Origin of the sequence: Vibrio sp. Vb0598 (genome assembly GCF_033338935.1) — a bacterium.
Classification (GTDB): domain Bacteria; phylum Pseudomonadota; class Gammaproteobacteria; order Enterobacterales; family Vibrionaceae; genus Vibrio; species Vibrio alginolyticus.
Genome location: NZ_JAWOTP010000022.1, coordinates 1 through 20,397, shown reverse-complemented (window position 1 = coordinate 20,397; position 20,397 = coordinate 1). Strand labels below are relative to the sequence as shown.

Annotated in this window: 16 protein-coding genes; 4 read left to right on the top strand and 12 right to left on the bottom strand. The window is 45.0% G+C overall.

Annotated elements, in window-relative coordinates; all coding sequences use genetic code 11:
* Positions 1-104: 104 nt before the first annotated feature.
* Positions 105-623, bottom strand: coding sequence for a cysteine hydrolase family protein (locus R7Q38_RS18865; RefSeq protein WP_005377333.1), 519 nt, complete (start codon positions 621-623; stop codon positions 105-107).
* A 114-nt stretch (positions 624-737) separates the two neighbouring features.
* On the opposite strand from R7Q38_RS18865, the gene R7Q38_RS18860 reads away from it, so the two are divergent.
* Entirely contained in the window at positions 738-1,649 is a 912-nt protein-coding gene (locus R7Q38_RS18860) for a GlxA family transcriptional regulator (RefSeq protein WP_225455481.1), read from the top strand.
* A 203-nt stretch (positions 1,650-1,852) separates the two neighbouring features.
* On the opposite strand, the gene R7Q38_RS18855 is transcribed toward R7Q38_RS18860, so the two are convergent.
* The 3 genes from R7Q38_RS18855 to R7Q38_RS18845 form a co-directional block, all read right to left on the bottom strand.
* Complete coding sequence (locus R7Q38_RS18855) at positions 1,853-2,902, bottom strand: alcohol dehydrogenase family protein (protein ID WP_239939132.1); 1,050 nt, start codon at positions 2,900-2,902, stop codon at positions 1,853-1,855.
* A complete protein-coding gene (locus tag R7Q38_RS18850; protein ID WP_031777252.1) occupies positions 2,899-3,420 on the bottom strand; it encodes a TetR/AcrR family transcriptional regulator in 522 nt (173 codons plus the stop codon). Before R7Q38_RS18850 ends, R7Q38_RS18855 begins: the two co-directional genes overlap by 4 nt.
* A gap of 143 nt (positions 3,421-3,563) precedes the next feature.
* The gene (locus R7Q38_RS18845; protein ID WP_017635963.1) at positions 3,564-4,745 is read right to left on the bottom strand and encodes an MFS transporter; all 1,182 of its coding nucleotides are present in this window, start codon (positions 4,743-4,745) and stop codon (positions 3,564-3,566) included.
* A 159-nt stretch (positions 4,746-4,904) separates the two neighbouring features.
* Between R7Q38_RS18845 and R7Q38_RS18840 the strand changes: the two genes are divergently transcribed.
* Positions 4,905-5,789: a LysR family transcriptional regulator gene (locus R7Q38_RS18840; RefSeq protein ID WP_025768150.1), complete on the top strand. Its 885-nt coding sequence runs from the start codon at positions 4,905-4,907 to the stop codon at positions 5,787-5,789.
* Positions 5,790-5,904: 115 nt separating this feature from the next.
* Here the strand turns inward: R7Q38_RS18840 and R7Q38_RS18835 are convergent, their stop codons facing one another.
* Positions 5,905-6,810 carry a TIGR03571 family LLM class oxidoreductase gene (locus R7Q38_RS18835; protein WP_239939131.1) on the bottom strand — a complete coding sequence of 302 codons (906 nt, stop codon included), beginning with the start codon at positions 6,808-6,810 and terminating at the stop codon, positions 5,905-5,907.
* A gap of 132 nt (positions 6,811-6,942) precedes the next feature.
* The gene (locus tag R7Q38_RS18830) at positions 6,943-7,848 is read right to left on the bottom strand and encodes a LysR family transcriptional regulator (RefSeq protein ID WP_005377343.1); all 906 of its coding nucleotides are present in this window, start codon (positions 7,846-7,848) and stop codon (positions 6,943-6,945) included.
* 112 nt (positions 7,849-7,960) lie between these two features.
* On the opposite strand from R7Q38_RS18830, the gene dkgB reads away from it, so the two are divergent.
* On the top strand, positions 7,961-8,761 hold the full coding sequence (gene dkgB, locus R7Q38_RS18825) for a 2,5-didehydrogluconate reductase DkgB (protein ID WP_053304418.1): 801 nt from the start codon (positions 7,961-7,963) through the stop codon (positions 8,759-8,761).
* 198 nt (positions 8,762-8,959) lie between these two features.
* Here dkgB and R7Q38_RS18820 read toward each other — a convergent pair whose 3' ends face one another.
* The 6 genes from R7Q38_RS18820 to R7Q38_RS18795 all read right to left on the bottom strand — a co-directional run bounded on the left by R7Q38_RS18820 (position 8,960) and on the right by R7Q38_RS18795 (position 15,159).
* Positions 8,960-9,652, bottom strand: a complete 693-nt coding sequence (locus R7Q38_RS18820) for an SDR family oxidoreductase (RefSeq protein ID WP_239939130.1) — start codon at positions 9,650-9,652, stop codon at positions 8,960-8,962.
* Between the two features lie 106 nt (positions 9,653-9,758).
* Positions 9,759-10,457, bottom strand: a complete 699-nt coding sequence (locus R7Q38_RS18815; RefSeq protein WP_270007537.1) for an IclR family transcriptional regulator — start codon at positions 10,455-10,457, stop codon at positions 9,759-9,761.
* Between the two features lie 87 nt (positions 10,458-10,544).
* A complete protein-coding gene (locus R7Q38_RS18810) occupies positions 10,545-12,515 on the bottom strand; it encodes a tetratricopeptide repeat-containing diguanylate cyclase (RefSeq protein WP_318114315.1) in 1,971 nt (656 codons plus the stop codon).
* A 187-nt stretch (positions 12,516-12,702) separates the two neighbouring features.
* A complete protein-coding gene (locus R7Q38_RS18805) occupies positions 12,703-13,056 on the bottom strand; it encodes a DUF2750 domain-containing protein (RefSeq protein ID WP_005377352.1) in 354 nt (117 codons plus the stop codon).
* Between the two features lie 175 nt (positions 13,057-13,231).
* On the bottom strand, positions 13,232-13,846 hold the full coding sequence (locus tag R7Q38_RS18800; RefSeq protein WP_005377354.1) for an OmpA family protein: 615 nt from the start codon (positions 13,844-13,846) through the stop codon (positions 13,232-13,234).
* A gap of 2 nt (positions 13,847-13,848) precedes the next feature.
* Positions 13,849-15,159 carry a TolC family outer membrane protein gene (locus tag R7Q38_RS18795; RefSeq protein ID WP_017821962.1) on the bottom strand — a complete coding sequence of 437 codons (1,311 nt, stop codon included), beginning with the start codon at positions 15,157-15,159 and terminating at the stop codon, positions 13,849-13,851.
* 400 nt (positions 15,160-15,559) lie between these two features.
* Here R7Q38_RS18795 and R7Q38_RS18790 point away from each other — a divergent pair.
* The coding region (locus R7Q38_RS18790; RefSeq protein WP_318114313.1) for a tandem-95 repeat protein at positions 15,560-20,397 on the top strand (4,838 nt) is incomplete at its 3' end.

Below are 20,397 nucleotides of genomic sequence, written 5' to 3'. Positions count from 1 at the left end.
CTGTTTGGAAACCAATGTTTAACACAAAGTAAGTAAATATCAATGAAAGTGCATATATGTGTGACTTTTCGCCCGCATTGTGTGAGCGAAAGGTTTTACGTGTATTACAGCTTATCTTCAATAGTTACGAGGGGAACTCTCGTTGAGACAGCGTGAAGTGCAATGTTGTGAATCATTTCATCGACCGTGGTACAGCTATCCATTAAGATCGAAACATCATACTTGTCCGCAGATTTTGAGATAGCAGTATGTGTCACGCAGTTTTGTGTCATCATTCCGCATACAAGTAACTCCGTTACATTTTTGCTTGCCAATACTTCTTCTAAACGTGTTCCTTCAAAGCTATCTGCGAAGTGCTTTACCACGATTTCGGAATTCGGCGCTAAAGCAAGAACTTCTGGGTGAATATTGGCACCGTCGCTGCCTTCATTGAAGAATGGGGCAATACCCATGGCAGGGTCGGCAATATGCTGAATATGAATCACAGGAATGTTTTGCTCATTGGCTTTAGTTATTGCTCTCTTAACATTGTCTAAAGTCGATTCTGTATTCCATAAAGGAAACTTTCCTTCTGGGAAATAGTCGTTTTGCAAATCAATTACAAGTAGGGCTTTTTGAGTCATTTTCTTTTCCTTTTATTGAGGATCATTGCGGTACGAATAATATAAAGACTTTTAGCTACCTTCTTTAGAGTCTAAAATGACACAAAAGAGTCAAAAAGCGACACTTGAAGATAAATGAAAATAGCACTCGTTAATTACCCAGATAGCTCGCAAGCCTCCGTATATGGTTTAAGCGAACTCTTCGAGATGGCAAACCGTGCGGCGGCTAAATTGGGCGTTGATGTACACTTTGAAGTAGAGATATTGGATCACTGGTCAAACACGCACTTCGATGTGAAAACAGCGGTAATGATTCCGCCTAGCGGCACTGGTCAATATTACTTAGAACCAGAGCCAGAGCTACTCGACTGGTTAAAAGTCCAATATAGTAAAGGTGCGATTTTAGCCTCCGCCTGCGCTGGTACTTTTATTCTTGCTCAAACCCAGTTGTTGACCAATAAGTCTTGTACGACACACTGGGGCTTGGCTCCTTCATTAGCGAGTCAGTTTCCCGATATCCACGTAAGACAAGAAGCCATCCTTATTAACGAAGGAACGATCATTACGGCTGGGGGTATGATGTCATGGGTGGATTTAGGTTTGGAGTTGGTTTCCTTATTTGCGTCACCGGCAGTAATGCGCCTGTTAGGAAAAATGTTGGTTATTGATACTGGTCCGAGAGAGCAACGCTTTTATCAACAGTTTACTCCAAACTTCCAACATGGTGATGAGGTAATTGTTCAAATACAGCACTATATAAACGATCATTATCAAGGAAAACTGAGCAATAAAGAGCTTGCAGAGTTGAGTTGTTTAACAGAAAGGACATTGCAGCGACGCTTTAAAAAGGCGACAGGTTTCAATGTTAACCAATACATACAAAGCTTAAGAGTACAAAAAGCTTGTGATTTACTTGAGTCGACAACCCTAACATTTGACGCAATATCATTTAGAGTGGGTTACCAAGATGTGAGCGCGTTCAGGAAAATATTTAATAGGATCGTAGGTTTAACACCGAAGTCGTTCAGATCTCGGTTCTGTTCATGAACGCCAGAAGTAAGATAATGTTGGTATTAAACATTTATAACTCAGAAGCAAACACACATATTTTTACAAGCTGGCTTAGCGTGATGAAAAGGGATAACAAGCTAAGCCAACCGTAGCGTTCTCCTAATTACTGAACATTTTGTAGAGCGCTTAAAGTATTCTAAAATTACAACGACTTATATAGGCCGCTGTTAATCGAAAAGCTATGTGATTTCCAAAACCAGTTTCCCAGTATGTTGTTTGCGTGAAAATACTTCTTGCGCTTGACCTATCTGGTTTAAGGGAAATGACTCCGCGACTAAGGGACGAATTGCGTTCTGTTCGATATAGCGAACCAAGTTACCGAATACTTCTGGTGCCAAAACGGTACAGCCAAATAACGCTAGGTCTCTAAGGTAAAGAGTTCTTACATCCAGCTCGACAATTGGGCCGCCTATGGCGCCGGAAACAGCGTATCTTGATCCTGGCTTTAGTACCTGAAGAAATTGTGGCCACTGCTCTCCTGCGACCAAATCAATCACTACGTCAACGCTGTTTTCTCCGAGAGTCGCCGTTAAATTTGCATCGCGAGGGATAACTTGGTTTGCCCCTAATGCCGTGACCTGTTCTTTCTTTTCTGGGCTGGCGATAGCAATGACGTATGCTCCACGCGCCTTCGCCAGTTGGATTGCGGCAGAGCCAACACCACCGGATGCCCCTGAAATCAGTACGGTATCGCTCGCTGTGACATTAGACCGGACAAGCATGTTCTCTGCAGTTGAATAAGAACAAGGGAAGGAGGCCAAGTCGATATCCGATAAACTACTATTCACAGCAAATGCATGTTTACTGTCAACAACAGTGAACTGAGCAAAGCCACCATCACATTCTGAACCGAAGTACCAAGGCGAGCTAAGTGCTTGACTGTTGAAGCGCGTAATACATGGTTCGATGAGCACACGCTGACCGATTCGTGATGGGCAGATATTCTCACCAACAGCGACGATGGTACCGCATACATCGGCACCTTGGATTCGAGGGAGAGATAGCGCGTCTCCTGACCAACTTGCATCCATGCTATTGGCGTCGTTTTTAGAATACCATGCTGTTCGGGTATTGATGTCGGTGTTATTGACTCCGGCGGCGGCAACTTGGATCAATACATCATCAGGCGAGGGGACTGGCACAGGTATATCATCGCGGTAACGAAGCATATCTGGCCCACCATGACCGATAAGTTGGACGCCTTTCATGACTTTCGGGATTGTGGTCATTGATTGTTCTCCTTCATTAGTTCTAGCAGAGTGTGTTCAGCGGATGCAAAGGCAGCGTGACCGAGAACCGGCCATGCGTTGGATAGACCTTCATGTAACAAGAAGAGTGTGGTTGCGAGGTCTTCTCGCTGACTTAGTTGGACCATAAGCTGACGAACCGCCAATTTGTGTTGTTTTACTGCTTGATTAATAGATAGATTTTCTGGATAGGCTGCTAATGCATTGATGGACATGCAGCCATTCGGTGCAAACTCCTTCATCCAATCCTCGAGGCGAGTGAATAGGTGTAATACAGCCGGTGTTCCATTGGCAGGGGCGTCTTCGAGCAAAAAACTCAAATACCTTTGATGGCGATGCTCGAGAGCTGCAACAATCATCGCTTCCTTGGAGGGGTAGTATTTGTACAGGGTTCTCAGGCTGACTTCGCAGGCGTTTTTGAGTTGGGGTACGCTAGGCTCGGCGAAGCCATACTGACTGAATGCTTTTTCTAGGCTTGCTGCGATTTTTTCTTTCACTATTTGATACACCAGGTAGAACGTTTGTTTTACCTAAGGGTAGAATAAACTTTCTACCTCAGTCAATGGTGTATTTAAACTCTGTATTGAAAGCCCGACGTAATGCCGGGCTAATTTAAGTGATTTTTATCGATTTGGAACGTGAATCAGTGTGCCGTTGCGTGCTGCTCTCCACGCTTGTCTAGCATTCCGCTGAAACGGGTTAGTAGTAGAGCACCTAATACTACGATCGCGCCAATCCAAGGTGTGTGCATCAGCCCAGCGTTGGCCACGATAAGGCCACCGCCCCAAGAGCCCAGTGCAATACCTACGTTAAATGCAGCAATGTTGAGACCAGACGCGACGTCGACTGCATCAGGTGAATATTTCTCTGCTAGTTTGACAACATAAACTTGAAGCCCTGGAACGTTACCAAAGGCAAAGGCACCCCAGACAAGAATGGTCACTACTGCAGAAATTGGATTAAATGCTGTGACACTAAACACGAGCAATACCACAATTAGGCCCGAGAAAATCGCTGTCAGAGCTTTGATTGGCCCCATAGAGTCGGCCATCTTTCCGCCCCAGATGTTGCCGAATGCGACTGATACACCATAAACCAACATAATTAGGCTGATAGCGCTAGAGCCAAACCCCGAAACTTCTTCCAAAATAGGAGCCAAGTAAGTGAAGGCTGTGAACGTACCACCGTAACCGAGCGCGGTGATTGCGTACACCAAAAGTAGACGAGGCTGAGTCAAGACTTTTACTTGCGATGACAGCTTGGTTGCTGGTGGTTGTTTCAGATTACTCGGCACTAGCAGAGCGCTTCCTATCAGTGCGATGATTCCAAGGATCGCGACGATTAGGAAGGTTGCCTGCCAACCAAATGTCTGGCCAATCCAGGTGCCAAGTGGCACGCCCGTCACTAGAGCTACGGTCAGACCGGTAAACATAATAGCAATTGCGCTAGCGGCTTTTTCTTTTGACACTAGGCCAGTGGCGATAGTCGAGCCGATCGAAAAGAACACACCGTGTGCAAGCCCGGTCAGTATCCTTGCTGTAACTAGTGTGTTGTATCCAGGTGCTTGCCAGGCTAACAGATTGCCAAGAACAAACAGTGCCATAACAGAAAGCAGAACGTACTTTCTTTTCCAGTTACCAGTCAGCGCTGTTAAAACGGGAGCACCAACCGCAACACCAAGTGCGTACAGGCTAACTAAAAGACCCGCTGAAGGTAATGATACGTTGAGGTCGGAGGCCATAGTCGGTATCAGACCGACAATTACAAACTCCGTGGTTCCAATAGCAAAGGCGCTAAGCGTCAATGCAAGTAAAGCTAAAGGCATAACAACTCTCTCTTATAATCATTGAATATGAATGGATAAACGAATAGCCCGTTTCCATGTCGTGTATTATTAAAGAGTTATTCGTTGCGAAAAATGGTGTTTATTACAAAATACTTTTGTTATAAATGATGAAAGTGCGCAGTTAAGAAAGGGGATGAAATGTTAACCCGATCAGATGAATTAGAGATTCTTATGGCAGTTGTGGATAGTGGTGGATTTTCTTCCGCTGCTGATGCACTAGGTATTCAAGTCGCTAGGGTATCTCGTGCGGTTAGTAAAGTTGAATCACAGTTGGGGGTAACCTTGCTGAATCGCACGACACGCAGAGTGGAAGTTACTGAGGAAGGGCATCAGTTTGTTGAAGCGGTTCGCTTAGGTTTACTACAAATACAGCAAGCTGAAGAAGAGATCATCACACGAGGTGAATTACCCAAGGGGCGCTTAAGAGTTGATGCCGCTAGCCCATTTGTTTTACATCAACTCGTGCCGTTAATTCAGCCATTTAAAGAGGCTTATCCTGATATTCAACTCGATCTTACCTCTAATGAGGGTTTTGTGGATCTATTGGAAAAAAGAACCGATGTGGCGATACGTATTGGACGATTATCGGATTCAACACTGCATGCTAAACCTTTAGGAACAAGCCCACTATTTATCGTTGCCACGCCTGGTTATTTATCTAAACGAGGTTTCCCTGAAGCGGTGAGCGATTTGCGCAGTCATAACTTGATCGGTTTTTCTGGCGCTAAAGTGTTAAATCAGTGGCCATTACGAGGGTTTGAGATGATAGAGCCTGATATCCTATCCAGCAGTGGTGAAACGGTTAGACAGTTAGTGTTGGCAGGGAATGGCATTGCATGTTTATCTGGCTTTATGGTGAAAGATGATCTTGATTCTGGACGGTTAGTGGCATTGTTTGAATCGGAAAAAATCACAAATACTGGACGAGAACAGGTCAATGCTGTGTTCTACAAATCTTCTTCAGTCTCTAAGCGTATTTCCGCGTTCATCGACTTTATTCAACCAAGACTTACTTTAAGATAACTCTATTGTTGTTGTTTTAACAAAAGAGTTTTGTCGTTATTGCATCTTTTATTTTCCCAAGTGCCAAGCCTAGCGTGCCACCCCTTAGTAAGGTGGCACATATTTTTATTTGATCTTAGTTAAAGCGTGGCAACACGTACTGAGCGATCTGTTCCATTGATTTCTCAATTGGTTGGCTATTACGACGGAAATGCAACCCGATGTGGTTGACTCCTGCTTCTTGCATTTTTTCTAGCTCATCGCTCAAGCCATTGACTCCGGCCTGGATACCAAAATGATGCCGAACGACTGGTGCATTTGGGTTATCGACTAAATCAAGATGAATAAAGCTGGCGTAGGGTTTGTTTCCCGCTACGGAGCGCCAAAGTGCAACGCGGTGTTCATGATCATCAGGTGTGCCTGGGTAGGCGAGCCAGCCGTCTAGGTTTTCTCCTATCCATTGTGGACTTTGCTGCGCTAACCCTGCGACATAGATAGGAATATCAGCAAACTCGGGTAATAACTGTAGATCGTTACCCAGTTTATCATTTTGCGTATCTTTCAAAATCTCTACACTTTCTCGAAAAGCTGAGCTACGGCTGTCAAAGTTGGCATTAAAAACGGGATATTCACTAGGGCGGTCTCCACTAGCCACACCGAGTATCAGGCGGTCACCACTTAACTCGTTGATGGTCGCAGCGGCTTTTTTCACTAGCCAAGGTTGTCTTAACGGTAATACTATCGCTGCTGTCCCTAGTAGAATGTTGTCGGTGCACGCAGAGAGATAGCCAAGATAACTGAACGGTTCATAAATTTGTGCCGCGTCTCCAAAGTTAGGGTCGTACAACGGGACATCTCTCACCCACGCTACGTTAAAGCCTAACTTATCGGCTAACATAATACGCTGTTTATGTGCACTCATGTCTGGTACGCCGAACGGTTTTCGTTGGAGCAGGCGTTTTTTTTGGCCTTCTTGGGTCCAGTCATTATCTAGGGGGAGCTCAACCCCGATGGTGAATCTGTTACTTAAATCTTTATGCATTATGAAGCCTGACTATTACTGTGAGTACTAGGAGGCAAGGTGCCTCCCTGATATTCAGGACACTATGAGATTTTTGTTGTGAGAAAAAGCGGCAAAAAGACAAAAGTGTTTTGCCACAAACAGCGGTGGTCTTTAAAGGAACTGGTGGTTCTCTACCTTGATTTCTTGCTTGATGAAGTCAATAAAAGAGCTGATCCGGCGTGAGGTACTGGCATTTTTGTAATACACCGCATGAACGGGCTGTTCGACATTATGCGTGTGTTCACTAAGCACGCCCACTAAGCGACCAGCTTGTCGGTCAGAGTAGGTCATAAAGTCAGACAGGCAAGCTATCCCCGCACCATGTAAGGCTAAACATCTTAGCGTCTCGCCATTATCAGATCTTAGGCTACTCATAATACGCAGAAGTTTGTTCTTATCATCCATGATCGGCCATTCCTTAAGATACTCCGGCTTGTTGAATCCAAGTAGCTTGTGATTGAGTAACTGATCTATTGAGGTTGGAGTACCATGTTGTCTTAAATACTCTGGACTCGCGACGATTCGAATCCGACTTTTACCAAGAAATATCGCGCGCATGGTTGAGTTTTGTAGCTCACCGATACGAAAAGCAATATCGGTTTTTGTTCCCAAAAGGCTAATATTTTCCTCATTGGAATTGAGATCGATTTCGACTTCTGGATACAAGCTCTGATATTTAGCAATGTGCGGCGTTAGTACGTGCAGTAAGAAGGGGGTAGCTGCGTTTATTCGTAGGAGGCCAGAAGGCTTATATTTCTGGCTTTTCAGTTGTGCTTCGGCATTCTCTACTGCTTCTACAATATGTCTGACTTTATCGAGGTATATCGTTCCTTCATTAGTAACATCTAACTTACGGGTTGTGCGATTTAACAAGGTCGTTTCGAGTTTGGCTTCTAGCCGAGATACCGATCGACTCACCGCCGAGACGGTCATCGATAACAGTTCAGCCGCAGAGCTGATTGAACCCGTATCGACCACGGCCATAAAGGTGCGCATTTCATCTAGAGTAGCTTTCATTGTTGAATATATTTCAAATTAGATTTGAGTATTGTTAACTTTACGGAAAGTTTCTTGCGGCGTAAAGTTTTGCTTCGAATCAACTATAAAATCGATAATTCAGGAGATTTAGATGAAAGTACCATCATTTGGCGTCGGCACGTTTCGTTTAGAGGGTGAAGTAGTTAAGGATTCAGTCCGTAATGCGTTAGAAGTGGGTTACCGCGTAATTGATACTGCACAGATTTACGGTAATGAGGCAGAAATCGGTGAAGTATTGACACAGTCCGGTATTGCACGTGATGAGCTATTCATTACGACCAAGATCTGGGTTGATAACATGAACACGGAACAACTCATTCCAAGTCTAAAAGAGAGCTTAGAAAAGCTAAATACAGATTATGTGGATTTGACCTTGATCCACTGGCCTGGCAATAACAATAACTTGAACGAATACATGGCTTCATTACTTGAAGCTAAATCGCAAGGGTTAACCCGTAATATTGGCGTATCCAACTTTAATATTGACTTGTTGCAACAAGCGATAGAAGTGGTCGGTAAAGAGAATATTGTTACTAACCAAATCGAGCTTAGCCCTTATTTGCAAAATCGTAAGTTGGTCAGCTTCATGCAGGAAAACGATATTCAGGTAACGTCTTACATGACCTTGGCATATGGGAAAGTACTTGGGGACCCAACTATTGCAGGTATTGCTGAGGACTATCAGGCCACGCCAGCTCAAGTCGCGCTTGCTTGGGCGCTGTCAAAAGGTTACGCGGTGATCCCGTCTTCAACTAAACGAGAGAATTTGGCAAGTAACCTGAAAGCACTTGAACTTAATCTGAGTGAAGAGGCGATTGCTAAGATAGATGCGTTGGAAAGAAATGGCCGCGAAGTAAACCCTGAAGGGCTAGCGCCTGAGTGGGATGATTGAGTGAGTTTCACGGGAAATCATTGCCTAAATGACACCTCTGCAATCGCTGACTTCCTCAGCGTTTGACGGTAGTACAACACCATAGACGATAACGGCTCGCTTGTCTGACGATAGTGCGAGCTTTTATCTTTTTGGCCTATTAGTTTACTGTATTCTCCCGGCCTTCAATTTGGCCGGGAGACGTCATTTAGAGATCAGTTACCATTCGATTGTAGAGCCATCAAATACGCGGAAGCTTCCGGATAGCTCAAGTGTTAGTTGTTCTGCGACCGAAACAATGCCTGCAACACTTTCCTCGGCAGAAAAGGTTGCGTCCTCACCGCCCATATCGGTTTTTACCCAGCCGGGATGAACTGCGACAGTTTTTACTCCTCGCGATTCGAGATTGCGTGCTGCTGATACTAGAACCTGATTAAGCGCTGCTTTAGATGCTCGATAACTGTACATGTTACCTGAACTGTTATCGCTTAAACTCGCAACTCGGGTTGAGATTCCCACGATGGTTTTGTGCTGACTTTTCGCAACGTTGTCTTGTAGTGCTTGAATTAGCAGGGCAGGTGCAACGGTATTTATGTTTAGTACTTCTAGCCATTTTTTCTGGGTCATTTCGCCAAGCGTTGCACACTCTTCGCCTAATACACCTGCATTCAGAATTAAATGATCGAGCGGACGATCCGCTAATCGAGTGGCTAACTGATCGATATCTTGTTGGTTAGTGACGTCTAGAGCCATCAGTTGAAGTTGATTAGATTGGGTTACTAGTTCATTGAGCTGCTTAGCATTTTCTGGTGAACGACAAGTTGCGATAACTTGCCAACCTTTTCCAAGGTAGTGGCGGACAAATTGCAAGCCTAAGCCACGGTTAGCGCCGGTGATTAATACAGTAGACATCGCTTCTCCTACGTTGTTGAGTTGAACAACGACCATATTAGAGGCGACGTATAAGCATGTAATCAAAACAGTATAAAAATGGCCTAGGATTCGACATTGTCAAATCTTAAAATTTGAGAAAGATGCTGGCAAAGTGTTTTAGCCTAGTGACCGTCAGTTCGGAGGCAGCACCGCTAACACCTGCAACAGCAACGACTTTACCATCCAAGTAAAGGGGGATCGCTAAGCAATTGAGGTTTGGCTCTGCCTCTTCTAAATCGAGTGCGTAACCTGATAATACAACCTGATTAAGTTCAGTTTCTAACGTGGGGGATATTTGGTTTTCAAGGCGTAATGTTCGACGAAGCTCATCATCAAAACTAAGAAAAACTTTGCCGATCGCAGATGTTGTGAGTCCTTCTCGTTTCCCTCTCGGGCTACGGATAGTAAGAGGGTTATCCTGCTCTATAGCATCGATATACAAGTACTCTTTAGCGCCACTTTGTACAGCGAGGTAAGCTGTGTTGTTAGTCACTTGGGCCATTTTTTTCAGCAATGGAACAAAATGTTGTCGGATAGCTTCGTTTTTTTGTTCAATCGGCTTAGACAGTTCATAGCATCTAAACCCTAGGCTGTAGCTATGGTTGTGTTTGGATACATATCCAAGAGAGTGTAGAGTCGCAAGTAACCCGTGAACAGTCGTCTTATTTAACTGGATCGCATTACTGATCGTCTGTAATGATAGGGGAGACTCACTCATCGAGAGCAACTCGAGGATTAGAAAACCTCGCTCTAGAGACTGAATGTTTTTTCTTGCCCTGGGCACAAAGACTCCTTGATGATGGTGTTGCATCTGAATGGCTTACTGATGCTTCCACCTATAACAAACCACTACGCTGGTGGTTTGGCTTTATTAGAGAATATACTCAGCACTTAAACTGATCGGCTCGTTGTATGCGTCCACAAGGGAGTTTTTTCCTTGCTTCTTAGCATTGTATAACGCTTGGTCTAATATCGAATAGAGCTCATCAAAGTTGGTGAGTGGCATTGAGGTTGATAGATAGGCCAGACTCGCAGATATATTCAATTGATGGTTATTAAGCGAATGTACACTCTTTTCTGAAATTGTTTTATGCAGACTTTGTATTCTAAAGGGAACGTCAATCTCATCGACGTTTTTCAATAGCAAGATAAACTCTTCTCCACCTAAACGACCCAAGTACTCTCCCTTATTAAGTTTAGCTTTAAGCGCTTTGCACACCTGTTGTAGTACTAAGTCGCCAGTTGGATGACCATACTGATCATTAATCGCCTTAAAGTCATCTAGATCGATTAATGCTAGAACGTAGCGGAAGTCTCCTTCCGCTTTGGAGGTTTGGCTTTTAATCGTCTCTATAATTGCCGCTCTGTTTAATGCACACGTTAAGCTGTCTATTTTGGCTTTTAAGCGTGTTTGTCGCTGAATCATCAATGCCAGAGCGAGGAGAAGCAATAAACAGAAAACAACAAAATTATAAGTGCGTTGTTGGTCTGTGAGTTTTTCAAACTGATACTGACTTAGAAGAGTTTCGTTGTTCAACTGCGCGACTTGTAGATCATATTCATACTCTTTTTTAGTGAGATCTAGTGCCTCTAACGCCTTGATATTACTCGCGTCTCGGTTCGTTAGTTCAATCGTCGAGAAGGCCTTGTGATGCTCCAGCGCCTTTTTGTAATCATTTTGAGCTTGGTATGCTTTTGAGAGGAGTAATTGGGCTTGCGCTTGCAATAAGGGCCTAGCGTTTTTTACCGCTAATCTTAACGCAATTGTACCGTGTTCAATCGATTTTTCGGGTGTATGGTTCTTTAAATATGCCAATCCAGCAGCCAAATGACCCTCTGTTTCAAGGTGCGTATTCTCATAAGTTTGGGCAATGTTTAATGCTCTTCCAATGTAATCTACCGCGGTATCCAATTGCCCAGAATCGGCCAAAGCAGCAGATAACCCTAAATAGGTCAACCCTTGCCCGTATGGATAATGAAGTTGTTCGAGAATCGTTAATGCATTTTTGTAGTGGCTGATGGACTTATCGAGTTCTTTGGATTTTCTGTACATCGCTCCTAGACTATGTTCGACTTGCGCAACTTCAAGAGGTGTCCCTTCATCTTGGCGAACCAGTAAGGCTTGAATGAGATATTGCTCTGATTGTTCAAATTGCCCCAGCTCTGCAAGTAAATTGCCGACGTCATTGTAAATCCCTGAAGGATCGCTTTGCGTCGACATGTTGGCCATCAACTGTCGATACAAACTTAAGGCTTTTTCATAGTCACCGCGGTAATTGTAGTTATTTGCTACCACGCGCAAAGCAAGATCAACAGGGAAGTTTTCTTGATGCTTATGATTTAAGTGGCTCTCTAAGGATGAGCAATAAAAGTTTGCTTTGTGATAACGACCTTGTTGATTCAGCGTATAACAAAGTTGATAGTTCATCAGAGCCTTGCCTTCGGAATCGGATATTTTCTTCATTGTCTGTCGCAAAGAAGAAAAGCTATCTACTGAGGCCTCGTAACTACCATGCTTACGTTCATTTAACGCAAGAATATATTCTGATTCTAATTGAGAAAAAGGGTTGTCTAAGACTTGACTGCTGCCATAGTAAGGCTGATTTATGTTTGACATATATTCATAAATCAATCCACTTACGTAGAGCTTTTCGCTGTCCGATTTCGCTGTATGGTAGCGATCTTGAAGCATGCTCAATGCCGACTCAGGGTTGCTTCGTAGTGTGGTTTGGTAGACAGAGTGCCACTGTGTGATATTTTGGTTTGGTTCAATATCTTGAGTGTCGCTTGCATATACTGGAGTGAGCAAAAGTGACGCAAGCAAGGGATAGAGCACGCGCATGTTTAAACGAGCCTTTAATTTAAGGTGCCTTTAAAGTTGAGTTATCATAGCGCTTTTAACGCATCAGCGTTGTGATTAAGTTGGGTGTACTAAGAAAAAGAGTAGTAAAACTATGCACTTGGTCGAGATATTGAAAGAAGAGGCATAAAAAAGAAAGACCTCAACATAAAGTTGAGGTCAGAAATCTTTAATCAATGTAAAGCTTTGCTAGATCTTGAGGCTCCATTTCTTTGCCTTCTAACTGATCGTTCCAGTTAGTTCCAACAAGAACACCATCTTCAGCAAGAGTCAAAAGCCAATCTTCAACAAAGATATCTAATGGGATTTCTAGTACAGTAAAATCTGCCCATTCTTCAACATTATGTGCTTCTGCATCTTCTTTAGAAGACCAGAAAGGCATGACTTCGCTGTTTTCGAATTCAGTTGAATCGCAAGATAGCCAACCTTCTTCATTGCGTAGACCCCAAACCAATTGGTTTTCTTTCGTTTCTGCAACAAAAAGGTCAAGGTTCGCTTGGATATCTGATGTAAGTTTGCTCATTTCAAAACTCTCGTTGTTATGACGTGGCTAGAGTAACACTAAAGTGCCGATTCCTAAAGCATAATACGGTTGTCGAAATGAGTAAAAATAAAGGAGCCGAAGCTCCTTTTCTGAGGTTAAGTATTCACTCGTTTTTGTTTGCTTTGTGCTTGCAGAGCAAACAAAAACAGGTACTTTACCTTTCTGGAAGAGTTGTGAATATTGTCCACTCTCTTTTTATCTCGCCTTTGTAACCAACGACTGATGCGGTTACTCGACGATTTAAAGCATGGCTGACTTCATCGGTCCCTTGCTGTGCTAAGTGAGTGTCACCAAAACCAACAATGCGGACTCTACTCGGTTCGATGTCGTAGCTTAGTAGGGCTTCACGGACATTGCGTGCTCGTCTTTCAGAAAGATCTTGGTTATGCTTTGAACCACCAACTTTACTAGCATAGCCGTGCAGCTCTATCGAAGTAGTAGGGTACTCTTTTAAAAAGTCGGAAAGCTCTCGGACTTGTCTTCTGAAGACTGGATTGATCTCATCAGAGTCGTTAGCAAAAAGTATCCGCACTTGCATGTTATCTGATGCTTTAATGTATTCTCCACAACCGTCGTTGTCGACCTCTGAGCCTTCAGGTGTACCTGGGCACATATCTCGAGCATTGATGACACCATCGTTATCGTCATCTTGCAAATCTGCTATTTGTTCTGCATTTGGTACAGGACGATACTCATATTCGTCTTCAGCAACAACGTGTTGAGTGATGGCGAGCATACCCAATGCAAATAGAATCTTCACTGGTTTCATGATCAGTACTCCACCTTTTCATTCCATTCTGTAGGTACATCGACACGCAAGGCATTTAACAATTGGCCAGTCGCGTTCATAACGCGGTACTTGGCGTACTGCTCTGAGTATCGAGCATCCAAGTAGTTCTTTCTCGCTTCGAAAAGTTCGTTTTCAGTATTTAACAAGTCCAGCAGAGTGCGTTTTCCAATGCGATACTGCTTTTCGTAGGCGATGACAGTTTCAGAGGCCGAATCTACGTGATCCGCTAGGAACTCTTTTTGTTGAAGTGTTAAATCTAACGCACTCCAAGATAGACGAAGACCTTCTTCGACTTGGCGGTATGCACGTTCTCTTAAGTCTTTTGCTTTATTTAGTTGGTAGGCAAAACTTTCAGCGTTGGCTACGTCACTACCACCGTTAAAGAGGTTGTAACGCATGCGCAACATCGCTGTTGTCTCTTCGCTGCTTCCTTCAATACCGCTTGCATCATCACGCCATGTTTGAGCCGCTTCTACCGATATCGTTGGGTAGTAAGCTCCCTTAGATTGCTTGTATTGGAACTTTGCAGAGTCCACATCAGCTACCGAGATTTTGATTACTGGGTGTGACTCGAATGCCAAGTCAATCGCTTCATCGATGGTGTAGGGAATAAAGTTTTGGTCCGCTCTTGGGAAAATCAATCCTTGTGGTGACTGTCCGACAAGGCGTGTAAAGGTGGTGTGGCTGTCATATAAGTTGTTCTGAGCTGCCACCAAGTTACCGTGAGCCTTTGCTAAACGAGCCTCTACCTGGGTTAGGTCTGCTGTAGAACCGATACCTGAGTTAACTCGCTTTTTAATGTCTTCATAGATCTTCTTATGCACTTTCAAGTTATTCTCGGAAAGTGTAAGAATTTCATAAGCTTTTACTGAGTCTAAATAAACTTTCGCGACCTCTAGAGCGGTGTCTTGGGCATCAGCTAGAAGTTGATAACGGACCGATTCAGCATCAGCTGCTGTTCGATCCATATCATTAAGTGTCGCTGAGCCATCCCATATTAGCTGGGTTAGTGTCACGGTGGCTTCTTTTCTTGTCAGGTCGGTTGAATCTCGCCCTGACTCTGCGGGTTTGATTCCTTCGTAACCGATACCGGCATCTAAGTCTACGGATGGGAGGTAAGCACCACCAGATGCTTCATTCACATACTGCTTGCTAACGAATTCATTGAACGCACTTTTGATGTCAGGATTGGTTTTTAATGTGTTTTCAACCGCTTGCTCTAGCGTTTGCCCAAACGCATGACTAGCGGTGAACATACCAATACAAAAGGCGTTGGCACGAGTCCACTTCACTGTGATTCTCCTAGATAATGGTAAAAATTCTCGAGGTGATAGGGCTTATAAGTGGAATACTTATAAGGGCGTCAATAATTTAGCGCACAATAACATTAATATGCGATGAAGTAACCTGTTGATTCGCTGTTCATTTGTTTCAATTTTGATAAATCAACCTACTAAATCTGCCTAAAACTTGAATTAAGATCTCAAATTAAAGATGGAGGTAATGGCTAGAAACGAGTGTCCAGATTTTAATAAAATAAAACACTTATGCATCTGGATTCTTATTGATGTATGACACATAATTACTTTATTGAGCATCAAATTGCTGTTATTGCACTATATATTCGGGCAATATATAGCAAATTAGTATTGTTAGTCAAAAACTTGACAGTTATTTAGGGTTAAGGTTTATATGGATCGTACAGCATTAGTGCCACTCGGTAATCAAGTCGTCGTAATAGGTTTGGATGGGCAGCTGAGAGTCCTTGCAGAAGGACAGCAGCCTCTACCAGGTGAAGTGATAGTGGCAATGACAGATGCTGCGCCTCAAGACCTGAAAATTCAGCTTGCTCAAGAGCAAGGTTTAAAAGATATTTCAGACGATGTAGCACAGATTATTAGTGCTATTGAGCAAGGTCAAGACCCTTCTGCTATTGATGAAGAACTCGCACCTGCAGCGGGTGAAAATAGTGGCTCCAGTTTGCAAAATAGTGCCACGATTGTACGAGATGGTACTGAAGTGCTAGCCTCAACAAACTTTGAAACTATTGGCTTAGAATCCCTCGGCTTATCTGAAACTCAAGCGTTGACCTTAAATGACTTCTTCACAACAGGTATCGAGACAAGTGGGGATGGCTCAAGTAAGCCACTTACTAATTCTCCAGTGACATTAAGCGCTGTTGAGGAAGATAGCGATCCAATCACGATAACTACTGAAGAATTACTATCTAATGTCAATATTGATGATGCCGATACTCTTGTCATTACAAACGTCACTATTGAGAGTGGGAATGGCACCTTAATTGATAACAGCGATGGATCTTGGACTTACATTCCAGAGGCTGATGATGACACTGAAGTGTCATTCTCCTATGACATTATTGATAACGATGGCGGTGGCGGTGTTATTAATGGCACTGCTAACTTAGATATTACGCCTGTTAATGACGCGCCAATAGCAACTAATGATGCGATTCAAACTGACGAGGATTCCCAGGTTGTAATTGATGTGCTCGCTAACGACAGTGATATTGAAGGTGATGATTTAATCATTACCTCTGCTTCTGTACCAGAAGAGCAAGGTATCGTTGAGATTATCGATGGTAAGCTTGTTTTCACTCCGGCTGAAAATTTCAACGGTAATGCAACGATTAGCTACACCATCTCAGATGGTGAGTTAGAGGATGAAGCCCAAGTTTCGGTAACAGTAAACTCAGTTAACGATGCGCCTATTGCCTCTAATGATACAACAATTACAGAGGAAGATAGCTCAGTAACGATTGATGTCCTGCCAAACGACACCGATATTGATGGTGATACGCTGTCGATTGAATCGGCTTCCGTACCTGAAACACAAGGTACAGTTGAGATCGTTGATGGCAAACTGGTCTTCATACCGGCTGAGAACTTCCATGGTGACGCTGAAATCACTTACACCGTGACCGATGGTGCACTGACTGACCAAGCGACGGTTAACGTCACCGTGAATGCGGTGAACGACACGCCTGTGGTTGAAAGCAGCATTGCAGACCAAACCTTGGCGGAAGATTTCACCCCATACAGCATCAATCTGAATACCGCTTTCAGCGATGTGGATAACGTGGATGGCGAGTTAACGTTTAGCGTCTCTGGCAACAGCAACATTCAAGTGGCGATCGTCAATGGGATTGCTACGTTCACTCCAACGGCAGACTGGAACGGCTCAGAAGCGCTGACGTTTACGGCTACCGATCCAAGCGGCGAGAGCGTTAGCCAAACGGTGAACTTCACAGTAGCGCCAGTGGCGGATATCGTGGCAGATAAAGCGACGGTTGTGGAAGATACGCCAACCATCATTAAGGTCTTAGATAACGACACGTTCGAAGGCGACGACAAAGTGGTGTCGCTCGATACCAATAACGGTCCAGCGAACGGCACGGTCTCGGTCAACCCGGATGGCAGCGTGACCTACACGCCGAATGACAACTACCACGGTACAGACAGCTTCACCTACATCGTCACCTCCGGTGGGGTGTCAGAGTCCACCACGGTGAACGTCGATGTGACGCCAGTGAACGATGCGCCAGTGGCGACCAATGACAATGCCGTTACTGACGAAGACACGCCAGTGACGATTGATGTCCTGCCAAACGACACCGATATTGATGGTGATAAGCTGTCGATTGAATCGGCTTCCGTACCTGAAACACAAGGCACAGTTGAGATCGTTGATGGCAAACTGGTCTTCACACCGGCTGAGAACTTCCATGGTGACGCTGAAATTACTTACACGATTACTGATGGTGCACTGACTGACCAAGCAACGGTCAACGTCACCGTGAATGCGGTGAACGACACGCCTGTGGTTGAAAGCAACATTGCAGACCAAACCTTGGCGGAAGATTTTACGCCATACAGCATCGATCTGAATACGGCCTTCAGTGATGTGGATAACGCCGATGGTGAGTTAACGTTTAGCGTTTCTGGTAATAGCAACATTCAAGTGGCGATCGTCAATGGCATTGCTACGTTCACTCCAACCGCGGACTGGAACGGCTCAGAAACCCTAACCTTTACCGCCACCGATCCAAGCGGTGAAAGCGTTAGCCAAACGGTGAACTTCACAGTGGCGCCTGTGGCAGATATTGAATCTGACCGTGCGACGGTTGTGGAAGACACACCAACCATCATCAAGGTTTTAGGTAACGACACGTTCGAAGGCGACGACAAAGTGGTGTCGCTGGATACCAATAACGGTCCAGCCAACGGCACGGTCTCGGTCAACCCGGATGGCAGCGTCACTTACACGCCGAATGACAACTACCATGGGGCTGACAGCTTCACCTACATCGTTACGTCGGGTGGGGTATCAGAGTCCACCACGGTGAACGTCGATGTGACGCCAGTCAATGATGCGCCAGTGGCAAAAGATGATACAGCTGTTACTGACGAAGACACGCCAGTGACGATTGATGTCCTGCCAAATGACACTGATATTGATGGCGATAAGCTGTCGATTGACTCGGCATCTGTGCCGAGTGACCAAGGTACAGTCGAGATTGTTGACGGCAAGTTGGTGTTCACACCGGCTGAGAACTTCCATGGTAATGCCGAAATCACTTATACCGTCACCGATGGTGCACTGACTGACCAAGCTACGGTCAACGTCGCCGTGAATGCGGTGAACGACACGCCTATGGTTGAAAGCAACATTGCAGACCAAGCCTTGGCGGAAGACTTTACGCCATACAGCATCGATCTAAATACCGCTTTCAGCGATGTGGATAACGTGGATGGCGATCTGAGCTTCAGCGTTTCTGGCAACAGCAACATTCAAGTGGCGATCGTCAATGGTATTGCTACGTTCACTCCAACCGCAGACTGGAACGGCTCAGAAGCGTTGACCTTTACGGCTACCGACCCAAGCGGTGAAAGCGTCAGCCAAACGGTGAACTTCACAGTAGCGCCTGTAGCGGACATCGTGGCAGACAACGCGACGGTTGTGGAAGACACGCCGACCATCATTAACGTCCTAGGTAACGACACGTTTGAAGGCGACGACAAAGTGGTGTCGCTCGATACCAATAACGGTCCAGCGAACGGCACGGTCTCGGTCAACCCGGACGGCAGCGTCACTTACACGCCAAACGACAACTACCACGGGGCAGACAGCTTCACGTACATCGTTACGTCGGGTGGGGTATCGGAATCCACCACAGTGAACGTCGATGTGACGCCAGTGAACGATGCGCCAGTGGCAAACGATGATACCGCTGTTACTGACGAAGACACGCCAGTGACAATTGATGTCCTGCCAAACGACACCGACATTGATGGCGATACGCTGTCTATCCAATCGGCTTCCGTACCTGAAACACAAGGTACAGTTGAGATCGTTGACGGAAAACTGGTGTTCACACCGGCTGAGAACTTCCATGGTGATGCTGAAATCACTTACACCGTTACCGATGGTGCACTGACAGACCAAGCGAAGGTGGCCGTTACCGTTAACCCAGTAAACGATGCGCCAACCATCAAGGTCGATGCTGTAGAAAGTATCACTGAAGACGCAGTGAGTACCGATACGGTAGTGGCAACGTTGGAAGTCGCTGATACCGATACGCCAGAAGAGCAATTAACCGTTTCTTTAGAAAACAACTCAAACGGCTACTTTGCGCTAGTTGGCGATGAAGTCAAACTGACTCAAGCGGGTGTTGACGCGGTTAACAACGACGAACTCAACCTTAAAGACCTAACGATCAGCGCATCAGTATCGGATGGTGTTAATCCAACGGTTAGCGACAGTGATAGTTTGATTGTGAATCGCGTTAACGATGCACCAACAGTCGATAATGTCATTTCAGATCAAGTGTTAGCAGAAGATTTTACGATCTACACGATTGATTTAAACGACGCATTTAAAGACAGCGACTCCGCACTGAACTTTTCAGTGTCCGGCAACAGCAACGTGTTGGTTTCGATTGAAAATGGCATTGCGACCATTAGCCCAACGGCAGACTGGAACGGCTCAGAAGCGCTGACCTTTACGGCCACCGATCCAAGCGGCGAAAGCGTTAGCCAAACGGTGAACTTCACAGTAGCGCCTGTGGCGGACATCGTGGCAGACAACGCGACGGTTGTGGAAGACACACCAACCATCATCAAGGTTTTAGGTAACGACACGTTCGAAGGCGACGACAAATTGGTGTCGCTGGATAGCAATAACGGCCCAGCCAACGGCACGGTCTCGGTCAACCCGGACGGCAGTGTCACTTACACGCCAAACGACAACTATCACGGGGCAGACAGTTTTACCTACATCGTTACATCGGGTGGGGTATCGGAGTCCACCACAGTGAACGTCGATGTGACGCCAGTGAATGACGCGCCAGTGGCAAACGATGACACGGCCACAACACAAGAAGATACCGCTGTCACGATTGATGTCCTGCCAAACGACACCGATATTGATGGCGATAAGCTGTCGATTGACTCGGCATCTGTGCCGAGTGACCAAGGTACAGTTGAAATTGTTGACGGCAAGTTGGTCTT